12 protein-coding genes and 1 tRNA gene are annotated in these 16,493 nt (G+C 62.9%); 5 read left to right on the top strand and 8 right to left on the bottom strand.

Going from position 1 to position 16,493, the window contains the following annotated elements; all coding sequences use genetic code 11:
- Positions 1–22 precede the first annotated feature (22 nt).
- The 5 genes from AC07VH_RS05595 to AC07VH_RS05575 all read left to right on the top strand — a co-directional run bounded on the left by AC07VH_RS05595 (position 23) and on the right by AC07VH_RS05575 (position 3,550).
- Complete coding sequence (locus AC07VH_RS05595; protein ID WP_034785835.1) at positions 23–451, top strand: hypothetical protein; 429 nt, start codon at positions 23–25, stop codon at positions 449–451.
- Positions 448–963: a glycoside hydrolase family 19 protein gene (locus AC07VH_RS05590; RefSeq protein WP_475415935.1), complete on the top strand. Its 516-nt coding sequence runs from the start codon at positions 448–450 to the stop codon at positions 961–963. The genes AC07VH_RS05595 and AC07VH_RS05590 overlap by 4 nt, the downstream gene beginning before the upstream one ends.
- On the top strand, positions 960–1,286 hold the full coding sequence (locus AC07VH_RS05585; protein ID WP_494787067.1) for a hypothetical protein: 327 nt from the start codon (positions 960–962) through the stop codon (positions 1,284–1,286). Before AC07VH_RS05590 ends, AC07VH_RS05585 begins: the two co-directional genes overlap by 4 nt.
- Positions 1,287–1,399: 113 nt before the next feature.
- Positions 1,400–1,579, top strand: a complete 180-nt coding sequence (locus AC07VH_RS05580; protein WP_494787066.1) for a hypothetical protein — start codon at positions 1,400–1,402, stop codon at positions 1,577–1,579.
- A 471-nt stretch (positions 1,580–2,050) separates the two neighbouring features.
- A complete protein-coding gene (locus tag AC07VH_RS05575; RefSeq protein WP_494787065.1) occupies positions 2,051–3,550 on the top strand; it encodes a nucleobase:cation symporter-2 family protein in 1,500 nt (499 codons plus the stop codon).
- Positions 3,551–3,592: 42 nt separating this feature from the next.
- Here AC07VH_RS05575 and AC07VH_RS05570 read toward each other — a convergent pair whose 3' ends face one another.
- From AC07VH_RS05570 to AC07VH_RS05535, 8 genes are all read right to left on the bottom strand, one after another.
- Positions 3,593–8,611 carry a diguanylate cyclase domain-containing protein gene (locus AC07VH_RS05570; RefSeq protein ID WP_494787064.1) on the bottom strand — a complete coding sequence of 1,673 codons (5,019 nt, stop codon included), beginning with the start codon at positions 8,609–8,611 and terminating at the stop codon, positions 3,593–3,595.
- Positions 8,612–8,803: 192 nt separating this feature from the next.
- Positions 8,804–9,478, bottom strand: a complete 675-nt coding sequence (locus AC07VH_RS05565) for a phage baseplate assembly protein V (RefSeq protein WP_494787063.1) — start codon at positions 9,476–9,478, stop codon at positions 8,804–8,806.
- Between the two features lie 77 nt (positions 9,479–9,555).
- A complete protein-coding gene (locus AC07VH_RS05560; RefSeq protein ID WP_494787062.1) occupies positions 9,556–9,999 on the bottom strand; it encodes a hypothetical protein in 444 nt (147 codons plus the stop codon).
- A 37-nt stretch (positions 10,000–10,036) separates the two neighbouring features.
- Complete coding sequence (locus AC07VH_RS05555; RefSeq protein ID WP_494787061.1) at positions 10,037–10,345, bottom strand: DUF6531 domain-containing protein; 309 nt, start codon at positions 10,343–10,345, stop codon at positions 10,037–10,039.
- A gap of 448 nt (positions 10,346–10,793) precedes the next feature.
- Positions 10,794–11,261, bottom strand: a complete 468-nt coding sequence (locus tag AC07VH_RS05550) for a phage virion morphogenesis protein (RefSeq protein WP_494787060.1) — start codon at positions 11,259–11,261, stop codon at positions 10,794–10,796.
- Between the two features lie 297 nt (positions 11,262–11,558).
- Positions 11,559–11,645, bottom strand: a tRNA-Leu gene (locus AC07VH_RS05545).
- 95 nt (positions 11,646–11,740) lie between these two features.
- Entirely contained in the window at positions 11,741–14,026 is a 2,286-nt protein-coding gene (locus AC07VH_RS05540) for a TonB-dependent receptor (protein WP_494787120.1), read from the bottom strand.
- A 434-nt stretch (positions 14,027–14,460) separates the two neighbouring features.
- A complete protein-coding gene (locus tag AC07VH_RS05535) occupies positions 14,461–16,185 on the bottom strand; it encodes a methyl-accepting chemotaxis protein (RefSeq protein WP_494787059.1) in 1,725 nt (574 codons plus the stop codon).
- Positions 16,186–16,493: the final 308 nt, after the last annotated feature.

Here is a 16,493-nt window from a genome sequence, read left to right as displayed (position 1 = left end):
TTCCACCACCTGAAAGGCAACCATGGCCCTCGAAACCACCGCCGCCGGCGGCGCATTGATCAAACTGTTTGGCGTGCCCGTGCTGGCCGGCGCCGCCGCCACGTCGCTGGGCTTCATGTTCATGTGGCCCCAATCCACCAAGGAGGCATTTATTCGTTTTTGTTCCAGCATCATCATTTCCACCTTTCTCGGCCCCGTGCTCGTGGCCGCCGTGCTGTCGTGGTGGCCCAGCCTGTTCGACAGCGCGAAAACCGTGGCGGGCCTGTATGGCGGCGATCCGGCCACGGGATTTTTGTTCATCGCCGCGCCGCTGATGGTGGCGGCTGGCTTGCCCGCCTGGTGGGTGCTGGGCGCCTGCGTGCGCTGGTTCGACAAGCGGCGCGGCAAGGACATCGGTGAACTGGCGGCTGATGCGGCCGCTGCCGTCAAGGATGTGCGGGGCATGCTATGACCGGCGCCCAATTGATGCAGATCATGCCGCTGGCCGGCCGCCGCGCTACGCTGTTTCTGGCGCCCCTGAATGCGGCGATGGCCGAGTTCAACATCGATACGCCAGTGCGTCAGGCGTCCTTCTTGGCGCAGGTCGGTCACGAATCGGGACAGTTGCGCTATGTGCGCGAGCTGGCCAGCGGCGCGGCCTATGAAGGGCGTGCCGACCTGGGCAATGTGATCGCTGGCGATGGCGTGCGCTTCAAGGGACGCGGCCTGCTGCAGGTGACGGGGCGCGCCAATTATGCGGCGTGCGGCGTGGCGCTGGGCCATGACTTGCTGGCGGCGCCGCAACTGCTGGAGCAAACGGCTTTCGCTTGCCGCTCGGCGGGCTGGTTCTGGCAATCGCGCGGCTTGAACCGCCTGGCCGATGCGGGCGACCAGGAACGGGTGACGCGCCGCATCAACGGCGGCGTGAACGGCCTGGCCGAGCGTCTGGTCTTGTATCAGGCAGCGCGCAAGGTGCTGGCATGAAGCCGTCGTTGAGTATTGCGGCCATGCTGTTGCTGCTGGGCGCGGCCGTGTTTTGCGCCCAGCGCTGGGGCCGCGAAGCGGGCCGTGCCGCGTGCGCGGCGCAAGTGAGCGAGGTGCAGGGCGTGTTGCGGCGCCAGAACCAGGCGCTGAACGCGATACGGGAGGAGGGCGCGCGCCGGTCGGCGCGGGTATGGCAGGCGCTGGCCACGGCGCAGGCCGGGCAGGCGGATGCCCAGGCTGCAGCGGCGCGCATCCTGGCGTTGCAGCCAGAAGGCGACGCCTGCCGAGCCGCCGAGGCGCTGATCGCCAGCGAAATGCCATGAGGCCGCCGCGCGAACGTGCCGGAAGGCGTGCAGGCGGCCTCGCCAGCAGTTTAGCCAGTTTATTGCTGCTGAGTTTCTTGACCGGTTGTGCGGCCTGCGCGCCGGCATCGAAGGTGGACGCTTTGCCCGTGAGCGCGCCATGCATCGCCACGCGCCCCGTCGCGCCCGTCTTGCCGGCGGTGCCATCTCACGGCATCTTCGAGCAAGTGCAAGCCTTGCTGGCGCGCGAGCAATTGCGTGCCGCCCATGTCCGCCAGCTGGAATCGCTGCTCGATGCCTGCTCTGGCAGCTAGCAAGGCCTGACAGCGCAAAATAAAAACGTAGCGGGTGGAAGGAACGATCGCGCCCCCGCTGGCCCCGGAAGCGCAACGGTGCGCAGTAGGGTCCCGCCGGGGCAGTGGGCATCGCAGGCCGCAAATGACGACGCGCAGCGGGTCTTATCGGCGGTCCAGGCTGCCGTCGTCAGTCAACAGTGCCCTGCCGTCGCCGTCGCCCTGTGCCGCCTTCTGGTGCAGGCATGGGACGGCGTGAGAGAAAACGGTGCGCCCTTCGTCGCATTGGCCGCTCTCCGGCGATGTTTTGCCACAATTCCTGTATACAATTCGCCTGGCACGATGCGTGCATGGCATACCTTGGTCATCCCATCCAAGGAGCTTCGCATGCATCATCGGCCGCTGGTGTGTTCCTGCCGTCCCGTTTCTGTCTTGCCTTTCCCCTTCATCTGCGCCCATCCGGGCCGCGGTAACCCAGGAAATGGAGCGTAAATGGCCTCTCCCCGCTTGAAATCCATCCACCGCGGCACTGCCGGCACCACGCCTGCCGTGCCGTCCCCCGTCGATGAAGTGCTGCCCGCCGGCAAGCTGTTCACCTTGGGCTTGCAGCATGTGCTCGTCATGTATGCGGGCGCCATCGCCGTGCCGCTGATCGTCGGCCGCGCCCTCAAGCTGTCGCCCGAGCAGGTGGCGGCGCTGATCAGCGCCGACCTGTTCTGCTGCGGCCTCGTGACCCTGATCCAGTCCTTGGGAATAGGCAAGCATTTCGGCATCCGCCTGCCCGTCATGATGGGTGTCACCTTTGCCGCCGTCAGTCCCATGCTGGCCATGGCGAACAATCCGGCCCTGGGCATCACGGGCATCTTTGGCGCCGTGATCGGCGCCGGTGTCGTCGCCATGCTGATTGCGCCCTTCATCAGCCGCCTGCTGGCGCTGTTCCCGCCCGTGGTCACGGGCAGCATCATCGCCGTGATCGGCGTGTCGCTGATGCGCGTGGGCGTAAACTGGGCCATGGGTGGGCCGCCCGCCATGGCCCAGATCGCCGATCCCGTCTTCCTCAAGATGGCCGCTGCCGCCACGGCGGCCGGCTTGCCCGCGCCGCTTGGCCCCGTGCCCATGATTGCCAACCCCGGCTATGGCGCGCTGGACAACATGGGTATCGCCTTCTTCGTGCTGGCCGTCATCTTGCTGGTGGCCAAATATGGCCGCGGTTTCCTGTCGAATATCGCCGTGCTGATCGGCATCATCGCCGGCACGGCCCTGTCGTTTGCGCTGGGCAAGGCCGACTTCGCCAAGGTGGCCAGCGCCAAGGCCTTTGCCATCGTCACGCCGTTCCAGTTCGGCATGCCGACTTTCGACGTGGTTGCCATCGTAACCATGAGCCTGGTGATGATCGTCGTCATGATCGAGTCGCTGGGCATGTTTTTGGCACTGGGAGAGATGACGGGCAAGCGCATCACGCAGGACGACATCGGCCGCGGCTTGCGCGTCGATGGCCTGGGCACCCTGATCGGCGGCATCTTCAATACCTTCCCGTACACCTCGTTTTCGCAGAACGTGGGCCTGGTGGGCGTGACGGGCGTGCGCAGCCGCTGGGTCTGCGTGGCGGCCGGCCTCATCCTGCTCGTCATGGGCGTGATCCCGAAGATCGCACAGACGGCCGAAGCCGTGCCGGCCTTCGTGCTGGGCGGGGCGGGGCTGGTGATGTTCGGCATGGTCGCCGCCACGGGCATCCGCATCCTGGCCGGCGTCGACTACAAGAGCAACCGCAACAACCTGTTCATCGTGGCCCTGTCGATTGGTTTCGGCATGCTGCCGCTGGTGGCCGAGCAATACGCGCAGCACATGCCCAAGGCACTGTCGCCGCTGCTGCACAGCGGCATCCTGCTGGCCGCCATCGTTGCCGTACTGCTCAATCTGTTCTTCAATGGACTGGCCTCAAAGGACGTGGCGAGGGAGCAGGCGCGCGACAACAGTCATGGCAGCGAGTGAGGCGCCGCGCGGCGCCTTAAACCTGCGCGCGCCGCATGCCGCTCAGCCAGGCGGCAGAAGCCTGAGCACCACGCAATTGCGCCCCGCATCCTTGGCCTGGTACAGCGCGGCATCGGCCAGGCGCAACAGGGCGTCCGGATCGGCGGCGCCCGGTGGCGGCTGGATCGCGATGCCGACGCTGATCGTCACCTGCTGGCCATCCGCACCTTCATGGCAGATCGCCAGATCCTCGATGGCGCGCCGCAGCGCTTCGCCGGTCTGGCGCGCCTCGTCCGCGCCGGTGTTCGGCAGCACGATGGAAAACTCTTCGCCGCCATAGCGCGCCGTCAGGTCGCCCGCGCGCCGCATGCCGGCCGCCAGCGCCTGCGCGACCTGGATCAGGCAAGCATCCCCGGCCTGGTGGCCATGCCTGTCGTTGAAGCGCTTGAAGTAGTCGACATCGAGCATGACGACGGCAAGCGGCTGGCCGACGCGCGTGGCGCGCGCGCATTCGGCACGCAGCACGTCGTCGAAATGGCGCCGGTTCGCAAGCCCTGTCAGGCCGTCGGTGATGGACAAGGTTGCCAATTTGCGGTTGGCGTCTTCCAGCTGTTCCGTGCGTTCGGCAACGCGCCGTTCGAGGCTGTCATGCAGCCTGGCGCTGGAGATCGAGATCATCGCCTGTGCACCCAGCATGCGCAGGAACGCCACGCGTTCCTGCGTGAATGAGGCTTCGGCAAGCCGGTTTTCGAAGTACAGGATGCCGCCGGTCTGGCCGCCGTGCCGGATCGGCAGGCACATGACGGCACGCGGCCGCTGCAACTGCACGTAGGGATCGGCGGCAAAGCGCGAGACGCCCGTGATGCTGTCCTCGATCACCTCGGCGCCTGTGCGGATGACGTAGCGCAGCAGCGACAGCGGGAACTGCGGGTCGCTGGCGGCGTTCAGGTCGAGCGGGCGCGCTTGCAGGACGGCGACGCCATCGCCATCGATATTCGCCTCGAGCTGATAGCTGCCTTCGGACAGCAGCAGCAGGCGCGCCACCTGCGCGCCGGCGTTTTCGCACACGATGGAAATGAGGCGCGTCAGCACGTTGCGCAGGCCCACTTCGTTCGACAGGATCTGCGATGCCTTCAGCAGCGACACCAGGTCGAGCGCGGCACCGCCGTGCGTGCCGCGGTCTTCCATCCTCGACAGCAGTGCGCCGTGGCGTGCCCGCAGCTGCGCCACCTTGCCCTGCGCGCCCCACTGGCCGTAATGCGCGATGGCGTCCCGGATGAAGACCCCGGCCACGCGCGCGTGACCCTGGTCGGACCAGCATTCGCCGCACAGTTCATTGCCCAGCGCTTGCACATTGACGTAGCCCGCCAGGCCGGCCGCGTCGATCGCCTGCTGGTACAGGCGCGTGGCCAGCTGCAGATCTTCCCGGTAGCGCGCCAGCTCGGCCATCACCAGCAGATGTTTGGCGTGGCTATTGTCCGAGCCTTGTCTGGCCCAGCCGGCGAGGCTCGCCTGCAGCGTGCCGATCACGGCCAACACATCGCCCGCATCGGGGCGCGCAGGATCGCGCCGCAAGGCGCGGATCAGGATCAGCGCGGCGTAGAAACTGCACTCGGCGACTTTGGCCTGGCCGCGCATGATCTGGGTGACGCCGCCGAGCTGCCCGGCCAGCAGCTCGGCGTCGGCGCCGTCGAACAGGTAGGCGTTGCGTATCTTCCCTTGCAAGAAGTAGGCGCGGTACAGCTGCGAGTCGCCATAGCGTTCGAGGAAGCGCGCCTCGCTGAAGGCAGCATCATCGTAGCTGTCGTGACGAGGCAGGAGGCCCATCAGGCACTTGATCGGCTGGACCGCGGCGGCGACGCAGCAATCGGCCATTGCCTGCTGGCCGTTGGCGCGCATCAGCGCCAGGTCATGCTCGATGTCGTGCATCAGATGCGGCAGGTAGTCGCCGAGGATGATACGGTCGGTGGCGCGCACGGCCGCCACCACGCCGACCTGGACGAAATCGGCGATTTCCAGCGCCCAGCCAAAGGCTTCCTCGTACAGGGCGTCGGAGCTGCGCAGCGGCTGCGTCCAGTGGTTGCTGAGCGCGCCGAACATCAGGCCCGTGAGCGTGCGCGTCTGCAGGTTGGCGCGGCGCCTGGCCAGCGCCATCGCCATCGCGCCAAAGCCATAGCCGCGCGCGACGTCGCCGCTGTACAGTGCCAGCATCATCGCGTAGCCGACATAGGCGACGGCGCTGAAATCGCTGTTCCCCCGCTGCATGGACAGCCGCGTCATCGACACTACCATCAGCGCGCTCAGATCCTGCTGGCCGGCGTAATAGCTGGCCATCCACAGGCCCTGCATCATCTGCATCGCGGCCACCGCATCCGGCTCGCACATGTCATCGGCCGCCAGCAGGGTATCGGGCGCATGCGCGCCGGGCTGGCGCCCGATGTCGGCGAGAATGTCGCTGAAGCGCGCCTTCATCTGCGCCACCTCGTGCGGGATGTCGATGTGCAGCAGGGCCAGACCGTCGCGCTGCACGGCGATGGCGTCGAGCAGGCGGCCCTGCAATTGATACTGGTGCGCCTGGATGGCGATGCAGCGCAGCTGCAGCAGGGGGCTCAAGGTACGCGCGCGCACCAGCGGGTAGATCGCCTCGGCGGCATCGAACTGGCCGCACAGGTAGGCCGCTTCGGCCGCGCCCAGCTGCAGGTCGAGCCAGAGCCCTGCGTGGACCTCCCACGCCTGCGCCGGCAGCAGGCCGAGACCAATGCGCATGTGCTCTAGGGTGGAGTGGAACGCGGCGGAACGCCGTGCCTTGACGCCGGCCTGGAGATTGAGCGTCGCCAGCCGCAAGCGCTCGCCCGCATCTTTGATCAGCGCGCGGCCGGCGTTGAGCTGCTCGACGATCTCGAACAGCGCCTCGTCCCGACGCTCCGGCGTCGCGTGGCGCAGCAGCAGGCGGCCGATGAGAAGATGGTTGGCCACGCGCGTATTATCGTCAGCGGCCAGGTAGGCGGCTTGCTGCACCCGGTCGTGCAGGAAGCGGTAAGCGACGCCGCTGTTGGCCGCATCGCTGTCGCCACTGACGTATTTATAGCGTTCGTCGAGCGGCTGGATCAAGCCTGCCCTGAGCGCCGGCCACAGGTCTTGCTGCGTTTTCCGGGGGGCGCGGTCCGTTGCCAGCGCCAGCGTGTCGAGCGTGAAGCGGTTGCCGCAGGAAGCGGCCAGCTGCAGCAGGTGCTGCGTCACCGCGGGCAGGCGGCGGATTTTCTCCAGCAGCACCTCGACCACGTTATCGGTATATTTGGCCTGTTGTATCGCGGGCAGATCCCAGTCCCAGCAATCGTCTTCGGCCCGGTAGCGCAGATGGCCCGTCTCATTGAGCGATGCGAGAAACTGGTTGAGGAAAAAGGGATTGCCGGCCGTCTTGCGGTAGCAAATGCTGGTCAGCGGCGCGCAGTCGTGGGCCGCCACGCGCACGGTCGCCGCGACCATTTGCGCCACCTGCGGCTCGGTCAGCGCGCCCAATAACAGTGTCGACAGGCGGACCTCGCGGGCGAGCAGCTTGTCGTGCAGCGCGATGAGCGGATGCGCGGCGCTCACTTCGTTGTCGCGGTACGCGCCGATGAACAGCATGCAGCTCTTGTCGCAGGAGACCATCAGCAGTTCGATCATCCGCAGCGTGGCCGCATCGGCCCATTGCAGGTCGTCGAGGAACAGCACCAGCGGATGCCCGGCGCAGGCGAACACTTCGACGAAACGGGGGAACAGGCGGTCCAGGCGCAGCTGGGCCTGTGCCGGGTCCGACGCAGGCACCGCGTCCGTGGGGCCGACGATCAACGCCAGTTGGGGAATCAGTTCGACCAGCATGCCGATGCCGCTGCCCAGCGCCGCGTGCAGTTTGGAGGACCACTGGCGCAGGGTTTCCTCGGGCTGGCCCAGCAGTTGGCGCACCAGCCCCTGGAAGGCCTGGATCAGCGAGGCATACGGCACGTCGCGCTGGAGCTGGTCGAATTTGCCGGACAGGAAGCAGCCGCGCCGGGCGATGATGGGCTTTTGCACTTCGTTGACGACCGCCGATTTGCCGATGCCCGAATGGCCGGCCACCAGCAGCATCTCGCACCTGCCCGCGGCGCTGCGTTCAAACGCCGCCAGCAGCACGGCGATGGCGTCCTCGCGCCCATGCAGCGTTTGCGGCACAAGGAAGCGGCCATTGTGGTCGGACAGCTTGAGCGCCTGCGCCGGTTTTTTTGCGCGGCAGGCTTCGAGGTCGCCGCGCAAGCCCTGCAAGCTCTGGTAGCGCTGATCGGCATTTTTTTCCAGCAGCCGCTGGATGATCGGCAGCAGCTGGCCAGGCAAGCTTGCCAGCGCCGGGTGCGACCAGTCGGGGCTGCGCGCAATGTGGCAATGCACGAGTTCCATCTCGTCGCGCGTCTCGAACGGCGCCTGGCCGGCCAGCAGTTCGTAGAAGGTGGCACCGAGCGCATAGAAATCGGCGCGCCAATCGACGCGCCGGTTCATGCGCCCCGTCTGTTCCGGCGCCATGTAGCGCAGCGTGCCTTCCAGCGTCTGGAGATTGGCGATGCCGTGGCTTTCGTAAGGCAGTTCACAGGCGATGCCGAAATCGATCAGCTGCAGCAGGCGCCGTTCATCGTTCCACACCAGATTGGCGGGATTGATGTCCTTGTGGATCACGCCCTGATGATGGACCGCCTCCAGCGCCGCGCACAGTTGCAGCGCGATGTCGAAGAAATCGTCCAGCGCCAGTGCAGGCTGCGACGGCGTCCTGCGCGCCGCCACCTGCGCGCGCAACACCTGGTCGAGCGCCTGGCCGCCGCAATCTTCCACGATCATCGTCCAGCACCCGCCGTGCAGCTGCAGTGCCAGCGGATGCACGACGCCCGCATGGCGGCAGCGGCGCGCGATCGCATACTCGCGCTTGAACTGCGCCAGTTGCTGAAAGGAGGGGAACTGCTGATTGGGCTTCTTGACGATCAGTGCGGTGCCATCAGCGGCCCTGGCGCGGTAAACCCGCGAGCGGGCACCGCTGTGCAGCTGTTTGATGATCTCGTGGTCGAAAAGGGAGCGCATGGGCTAGCAGTACACAGACGGTTGCGGGAGCCTGAAGGCGCACATTTCGGAATGTTACTTGATTGTAAGTATTATATCAGTACGGGGCACGGGAGAGGAGGCGGAGCGATGGGCGTTGTTGTAAAAACGCCAGCGAGGTAGGTATTCCCGAATGTCGGAAACGAGCGCGCCGACAATCGCGGCAAAGCCGAATTAGTGCAGATGGCGGATGCGCGTGCTGGTAGGCGTGGTCAAAATGCCGGCAACCGACTGATGCAGGTGGCCCAAGTCCATCAGGCTGCGCCCGATGGCGGTGTGCATGCCCATCATGGCAGCGGCCCGCCTGACTGGTCGCCGCCAGCGGCGCCGGCCTTGGCGTTTACGCCGCCGTTCAGCGCGGTGGCGCCGCTGACGGTGGCCGATTGCATGACGATCAGGTTTTTCATGACGGTCAGGTCGCCCGTGCAAATGGTGCTGGGCGCGTTCGACGTCACCTTGTCGGCGGTGATGGTGGCCGTGCCGCCGGGGAGGGGGGGCCGTCAGGGCATGGGCCGCATGGTCGTACTGCAGCACGGCGCCGTCGTGGTAGTGCGTGGTGTGGACAGTGTCGCTGGTTTCGGGCGCGTCAAACGCCTGCGAGTACAGCGCCGACATGATGATGCCCCGCGTCAGGTCGCCGCTTGGGGAAAAGACGATCACCTGTTCGCCGACTGTGGGCGCCGACCAGGTGCGCGTGCTGCCGGCGCGTCGGGTGGCCCAGTTCAGCCATTCGGTGGTGAGTGTCGGCCCGACCCGCACGCGCGCCTTGGCCCCGTTGACCTCGGCAATGGTGCCCAGGCGGATCAGGTTTTGCAGCAAGCGGAGGAGGTCGGACAGGTCGGCGTTCATGCATTGCATGTTGCCGAAGTCCGCGTGCGGATGCACGCGGGGGCGGGTTGATAAGCGAGTTAATGGTTTTATAATCGTTAGTTGTCTATATTTCTATAAAATTTCTCGTTCAATAACGTGGACTTATTTCCTTCATTACCTCTTGTTAGATCAATTCTTATAGGAACATTTGATGTGAAATCGCCTTCGTAGATCTCAATAATTAAAGTTATATCTGAGTCGATCAATCGATTGCTTTTTAAGACTTTGACAATCTTAATTTTTGATCCAATAGGAACTAAATTGGCAAATGCAATCTGATGTCCACCTATGCCAGGGGGAGGCATCAACGTGACATAGTCAACTGGCGCATTTGAGTTTTTTCTGATTCCATGGCCAATTATCGGTCCTGTAATTTCATAGGTTTTTCCGATCAATTTGGAGTAGCCTTCTTCATTGCTAATGTCTATAAATTTCTCAGAATAACAACCAATTAATCCAAAAACAAAGAAAACAACAATAAATTCATAAAATTTTTTCATGGCCTACCTCCGGAAGCGTGGCAATTTTTCCCATTCTCTAAATCCCATGTCTAGTGCTCGAAAGGAGTTTGCTCCTTCTTTTTTTACGGCGTCTAAATATGCGCCTGGCATAGTTGGGATATTTGCCTTCTAATCGGGAACTCCTTGGCTTGTAAGCTCTCCACGGAACTCCGAAGCAACCAGATGTTTGCAGCGGAGCGTAATCATAGGTGGAATTCCAGCGATTACCAAACATGCGCGCAGAGGTATCAAAGCTCTTGTAGGTTCTATCAAGTCCCATACTAAATTCGCTCTCGGCCATGATGTCATGCTCAGTCTTGAATTTCTCGCCCGTAGCAATGATCACCGGATTCGATGTCGAGGGGCTTTTTCCTTCGCAATCGTTTGGTGCCGTATTGGCATCTGAGCTTGCCTTCTCCTTCGCCGGTGATTTTCGACCCCCACCCTAACTTCCATTTGTCGGGCTGTACGATCCATGGGTACGCGGTCGAGTATCGCCGTAATTTGGAGGTCGCTGGTCATTAATGTAAACCCTATCCTCATAAGCGCGAGGCGGGGGATTTGCTTGTTCGTTCGCGGCGACGGCAATTGAAGTAATCCCACTCAAAACAAGTGCAGCGGATATGTTAAACCAAACACGATTTAGAAAATTTTTCAAAGATTCTCCGATTAGTATTCGGTCAAATATAATTTTAAAGCATCAATTCGAAATGTATTTTTAAAATCTTTTTTTGTCAATCTTTTATTCTTGTTGGATTTTTCTTGATGTCAGTTGAAGTTTGCATTGAAGAATCTTAGTTTTTTTCCATATGACGCAGCAGAGATTCGCGTATCAGCGTCCGATCCCGTTCACCCAAGCCCAGCAGCGGCCGCTCCGGGTACTTGTACATCTGTCCTTTTTTTGACAGGCGGTCTTGCCGGCCAAACTGATGCACATGCGCCACGCGCGCCACCCAGCCAAAGAAGCCGACCTCGCTCTGGTCGCCGGTCGCCTTCATTTTCAGATGCTTAGCGGTGCGAATTTTGGCAAACATCGCCGCCTTCTGTCGCGTGATGCGACCATTCTTCCCCTTGAATTCCTTGCGCCGCTTGCGCTCCGGATATGCCGCGCCATCTGGCCCCTGCTGCGCCTTGATGCGCTGCGCCTGGCTGCGGCGCAGGTCAATGGCTACCTTGTGATTGACGGCGCGGCGCTGGGCAGGCTGCGCCTCGGCCAGCAGGGTGCCAGCCCAAGCTTCCAGCGCGTGCAGGTCGTCGCTCATGGCGTTACCTCGGGCGTGCGCCATTCGGCCTGCAGGGTGCCGCCGTCATTCAGCTTCCAGAACTCGTCCGCGTAGGCCGGCATGTGCTGTATCTCGGCCAGTGCTTGATGTCGAGGCGGCCCGCCTCCACCATGATGGAGGCGCCTGCGTAATCACGGCGTAAATCTGGCGTAACCGCTACTGGTTTTTGTCGGGTTTAATTGGGATTAAGAGAAGTGCCAAGGCGTAAAAAAAGCCACTAACCCCTTGCTTGTATTGGGATTAATGGCTTTCTCGATGTTTCTGAATTTTGTGCGCTGGTGCCCGGAGCCGGAATCGAACCGGCACGCCCTTACAGGCGGGAGATTTTAAGTCTCCAGTGTCTACCAGTTTCACCATCCGGGCAGCGCGGCGAGATTCTAGCACAGGTGATGTGTATTACGCCATCTTGTGCCTGAGCGATGGGCCAGCATCAATGGCCTGCTATCAGCTTCCCGCCATCAAAACACCGCCTTGAACTGCACCCCATACGTGCGCGGTTCGTTGATGATGCCCGTCAGGTTGTCGAAATCGATCGCGCCCAGCGATTGGATCTGGTTGGTGATGTTGCGGCCGTACGCGGAGAGTTCGTATTTGTCCCATTTGTAGCCGACGCGCAAGCCGCCTTCGAGCAGTTCCTTGGCCTTGTATTCCTTCGCTTCATACAGGAAGAAGTTGTAGCTGGTGCGGTAGGCCCAGTCCGTGTAGGCATAGAACTCGCCATTGGCGAGGGGAATGCTGTACTTCAATGTGAAGTTGGTCTGCCATTCCGGTGCGCGCGGCAGCGGGTTGCCGTCGATGTAGGCCGTGCCCTTGAACGGACCCAGCGGGTCGGTGACGGTACAGCCGCTGGCCGGGTTGTTTTGCGCATTGCCGCAACTTTGTACGAACAGCTTCTTGTCCTGGATTTCCGTGTGGTTGTAGCTGCCGCCCAGGGTCATGCTGAGCGAATCGCTGAGGTTCGCCTGGAAATCGAGTTCCACGCCACGGCCCGTGGCCTTGTCGGCGTTGATCAATTGGTTCATGTTGACGGCGCCGCTGCCGGCCGTCAGTTGCTTGTCCTTCACGCGGTACTGGAACACGGCCAGGCTCAGGCGTGCGCGCCTGTCGAACAGATCCTGCTTGATGCCCGCCTCGACGGACAGCGCTTTCTCGGCGCCCGCAAACGAGGGGCGGTCGGCCAGGCCGTTCAGGCGGCCCTGCATCGACGGCGCGCGGTAGCCGGTGGCGATGCGCGCGTAGGCATTCGTTGCCGGCGTCAGCACATAGGTGCCGCTCAGGTCCCAGCTGACGTTGTGCGAGGTGTCGTGCAAGTCGAAGGGTCCGGCCGTGATCGCTTCCACGCGCTTGGCGGAGAAATCCTTCTTGTCTGTCGTGTAGCGCAGGCCGGCGCGCAGTTTCAGGGCGTCCGAGACCGTGTAGTTGAGCGAGCCGAAGGCCGCGTACGACTTCGAGCTCTGGTTTTGCGTGGCGTAGTTCGGGCTTTGCGGGTTGCCGGGCGCCAGGCTGTCAAAGCCGAAGCTGTCGATCTGGATATCTTCCTTGAAGTAGAACAGGCCGGCTATCCATTGCAGCGGGCCGCGGGCAGACGATTCGGCGCGGAATTCCTGCGAAATCTGCTTGTGGTTGGGGATCGCGTCGGCCGTTTCCACGACAAACGGAATAAACCCGGGACCCATCGGCGGCGCGTACACGGCGCCATAGCCGCCGTCGACGTCGGCGCGGCTGTAGAAATCGAGTTTTTCGTAGCCGGTGATCGAATGCAGGGTCACGCCGGGCAAGTCCCATTTCAGGCGCATGCTGGCGCCCTTGGTTTTCAGGTGCTGGCGGTTGATGCCGTCGGTCGGGTAGTTGTCGTAATCAAAGCCGTCGACCAGGTCGTTCGTGCCCTGTTTCAGGATGTTCGCGCGGAACAGGGTGGCCGTGCCGTCGAGGTTGCGCGCGTGCACGTTGAACAGGGCCGTGAAGTCGCGCGTGGGCTTGACCAGCACCTGCAGGCGGGCGGCGCTGTCTTCATAGCCTTCGAAGTCGCGCGTGCCGGTGGGCCGCGGGTTGTGCACGCGGTCGTCGCGGCGCTGCGTCTGGCCGGAAAAGCGCAGGGCGACCGTGTCGCTGACGGGCACGTTGAAGGCGCCTTCCAGGCTCTTCATGCCATCCTTGCCGAAGCCGCCGCTCAGGTAGCCTTCCGTCTTGAAGACGGGCTTGGCGGAATCGAACTTGATCACGCCGGCCGGCGAGTTACGGCCGAACAGGGTGCCTTGCGGGCCGCGCAGTACCTCGACCTGGTCGACGTCGAACACGGGAAAACCTTTCAGCATGGCGTTTTCCTGCACCACGTCGTCCATCACCAGGCCCACCGGCTGCGAGGCGTTCAGGTCGAAGTCGGTATTGCCCAGGCCGCGAATGTAGAAGCGGGGGAAGGTGCGGCCGTAATCCGATTCGACGGACACGCTGGGTGAGCGGCTGTTGAGGAAGCGGATGTCGGCGCCGCCGGCCGTCAGGGTGTCGAGCTTGTCGCCCTTCAGGGTGGCGATGGACATGGGCACGTCCTTGATGTTTTCCGCGCGCCGCTGCGCCGTCACGATCACCGTTTCCAGCTGGCCAGGACCGGCCTGCGCCGCCGGTGCGGCCGGCGCGTCGGAGGCGGGCGCCGGGACGCTGTCCTGGGCCTGCGCCTGCAGGGGAAAGGCGGCGGCGATCGCCAGGGCAATCAGGGTATGGCGTACGGTGCTGGCGTGCGGTGTCATCATGAAACGGCTCCTGTCGGTCGAGGTTGTGCGAAAGGTCCAGGCAGGCGCTAGTCCGCTAGACGAAAAATCATGCTAGCACGGGAAGTTTTAGTATTCATGCCATTTTCCAGCTGCCGCCATTCATATCTGTTTCGACTCAATACGCGAATAAAATCGTATTTGTCGTCAATATCCGGCGGGTGCATAGTGAGGTGCCGGCAGGCCTGTGCGGGAGCAAAAGAGGTGGGGCAGGACGCTGGGTTTTCCTGCGGCTGCGCAAAAAAACGTGCGCCGTTTTGGCGTAGTACCGGGATCCGGAGGCCAGAAATACAACAGTTGCCGCGGATTTTTTATGCGAGCGGTGTGTTGTTGCAACGCGACAGGGGAGGCCGGCTGCGGCTCTCCCCTGCGCGGTTGAAGCGGGGCATGCGTGGCTGCATGCCTCTATCTGCTTAAAACTCTTCCCAATCGCCGGCCGTCACGGCTTCCGCTTGCACCGCGCGCTGTTTCGCGGGCGCGGCCTGGCGCTTGGCGGGGCTGCTGGCGGGCGCCGGTACCAGGCGCAGCGGCTTGGCGCTGGCGCGTGCGGGGGCTGGCGCGTGCGCCGCCACATGGCTGTCGTGCGTCTTGAAGATGCTCACGGTTTGCACCAGGTGGCTGGCCTGGTCGCGCAGAGATTCGGCCGCCGCCGCCGCTTCTTCCACCAGCGAGGCGTTCTGCTGCGTGACGCTGTCCATCTGGGCCACCGCCTGATTAATCTGCTCGATGCCGGTGGACTGTTCCTGGCTGGCCATCGTGATGTCAGCGATGATGTTGCTGACGCGGGCGACGCTGGCGACCACTTCCGACATCGTCGTGCCCGCCTGCGCCGCCAGCCTGGCGCCCGCATCGACGCGGCTGACGGAGTCGTCGATCAGGGTCTTGATTTCCTTGGCCGCGCTGGCGCTGCGCTGCGCCAGGCCGCGCACTTCGGTCGCCACGACGGCGAAGCCGCGGCCCTGTTCGCCGGCACGCGCCGCTTCCACGGCGGCATTCAGGGCCAGGATATTGGTCTGGAAGGCGATGCCGTCGATGACGCTGATGATGTCGACAATCTTGCGCGACGATTCGCTGATCAGATCCATGGTGCCCATCACTTGCCCCACCACGGCGCCGCCCTTGCTGGCGACGTCCGATGCCGTTGTGGCCAGCACATTGGCTTCGCGGGCGTTTTCCGCATTCTTGCGTACGGTGCTGGTGAGTTCTTCCATCGAGGAAGCAGTTTCTTCCAGTGAACTGGCTTGCTGTTCCGTGCGCAAGGACAGGTCGCTGTTGCCGGTGGAAATTTCCTCGGCGGCAAGGGCGACCGTGTCGGAATCCTGGCGCACGGAGGACACCACCGAGGTGAGCGACACCTGCATGCGCTGCAGCGCCGACAGCACGCTGGCGGTATCGTGCGGTGCAACGCTGAGTTTGCCGGTCAGGTCGCCGCCGGCCAGCAGGCTGACGGCGTCGCACAGCTGCTTCGGTTCGGCGCCCAGCGCCTTGAGCAGGCTGCGCGTGATGAGCCAGCCCGCCAGGGCCGCCAGCACGATGGACAGCAAGCTGGCGCCGATGAGGATATTGCGGTTGAGCAGGTACTGCGCATTGTCTTCCTGCAGGATGACGGCGGAACGCTGGTCCGTCAGGGCGAAATATTCATCGCTGGCGGCGACGAGGGCGGCCAGCAGCGGACGGCATTCCTCGTTCATCTTGGCGATGGCCTGCTCGGTTTTCTTTTGCAGCGCCAGGTCCACGATGGCCAGCGCCACGGGGGCATAGCGTTTCTCGATGTCGTCGATCTTGTTGATGACGCCGCGCACCTCGTCCGATACTTCCGGCTGCTGTGCCAGCTGCAGCAGATGCTGCATGTTCTTGACGACATCGGCGTGGGCCTGCAAGACGTGTTTGCGTTCGATCTCCAGGTCTTCCGGCTTGGTGACGAGCACCAGGTTCCTGGCCGCCACGGCACGCATGTCGATCGCGTCACGCACGCGGTGCGCCATATTGGCGCGGGCGGTGATGCCGTTGACATACTGGTCAAAACTGGCGTTGAAGTTGGAAAAGGTCCGCACGGACAGAACCGATATGCCGATGAGGAAAAAGACCAGCAGGCCGAAAGCCAGAGTCAGCTGGGTGCGAACGGTGAATTTATCCATGATGTCTCTCCCAAGATACGTGGTGACGATTAGAAAGGGGGCTTGCGTGGACAGGTGACAGGAGTTTGCCTGACAGCGGGCCGTGCCCTACGCAGTGCTTCTCTATCCAAAACACGGATTCGTGGTGTGAGGATCGTTTTACTTTAAAAACCGATTTCAATAATTTATTTGTTTTATTTATTAAAATCATTGTGGCACAGAAAATTCAGTAAATCAATCAGATTTTGCGTGCCAAAAAACAACTTTTCTGCACGGACGCTTGTTTCCGCGCCGCAGGATCGGGCGCGGGAACAAGCGTCCGGGGGAGG

This window comes from Janthinobacterium sp. GW821-FHT03C10, assembly GCF_059420865.1.
The sequence above is the reverse complement of the archived record's forward strand: the minus strand, read 5'-3'. Positions and strand labels throughout refer to the sequence as shown.

What these genes read in the sequence shown, in the direction of transcription:
- AC07VH_RS05595 (WP_034785835.1), top strand. Translation starts at nt 23, where the DNA reads ATGGCCCTCGAAACCACCGCCGCCGGCGGCGCATTGATCAAACTGTTT.
- AC07VH_RS05590 (WP_475415935.1), top strand. Translation starts at nt 448, where the DNA reads ATGACCGGCGCCCAATTGATGCAGATCATGCCGCTGGCCGGCCGCCGC.
- AC07VH_RS05585 (WP_494787067.1), top strand. Translation starts at nt 960, where the DNA reads ATGAAGCCGTCGTTGAGTATTGCGGCCATGCTGTTGCTGCTGGGCGCG.
- AC07VH_RS05575 (WP_494787065.1), top strand. Translation starts at nt 2,051, where the DNA reads ATGGCCTCTCCCCGCTTGAAATCCATCCACCGCGGCACTGCCGGCACC.
- AC07VH_RS05570 (WP_494787064.1), bottom strand. Translation starts at nt 8,611, where the DNA reads ATGCGCTCCCTTTTCGACCACGAGATCATCAAACAGCTGCACAGCGGT.
- AC07VH_RS05565 (WP_494787063.1), bottom strand. Translation starts at nt 9,478, where the DNA reads ATGAACGCCGACCTGTCCGACCTCCTCCGCTTGCTGCAAAACCTGATC.
- AC07VH_RS05560 (WP_494787062.1), bottom strand. Translation starts at nt 9,999, where the DNA reads ATGAAAAAATTTTATGAATTTATTGTTGTTTTCTTTGTTTTTGGATTA.
- AC07VH_RS05550 (WP_494787060.1), bottom strand. Translation starts at nt 11,261, where the DNA reads ATGAGCGACGACCTGCACGCGCTGGAAGCTTGGGCTGGCACCCTGCTG.
- AC07VH_RS05540 (WP_494787120.1), bottom strand. Translation starts at nt 14,026, where the DNA reads ATGACACCGCACGCCAGCACCGTACGCCATACCCTGATTGCCCTGGCG.
- AC07VH_RS05535 (WP_494787059.1), bottom strand. Translation starts at nt 16,185, where the DNA reads ATGGATAAATTCACCGTTCGCACCCAGCTGACTCTGGCTTTCGGCCTG.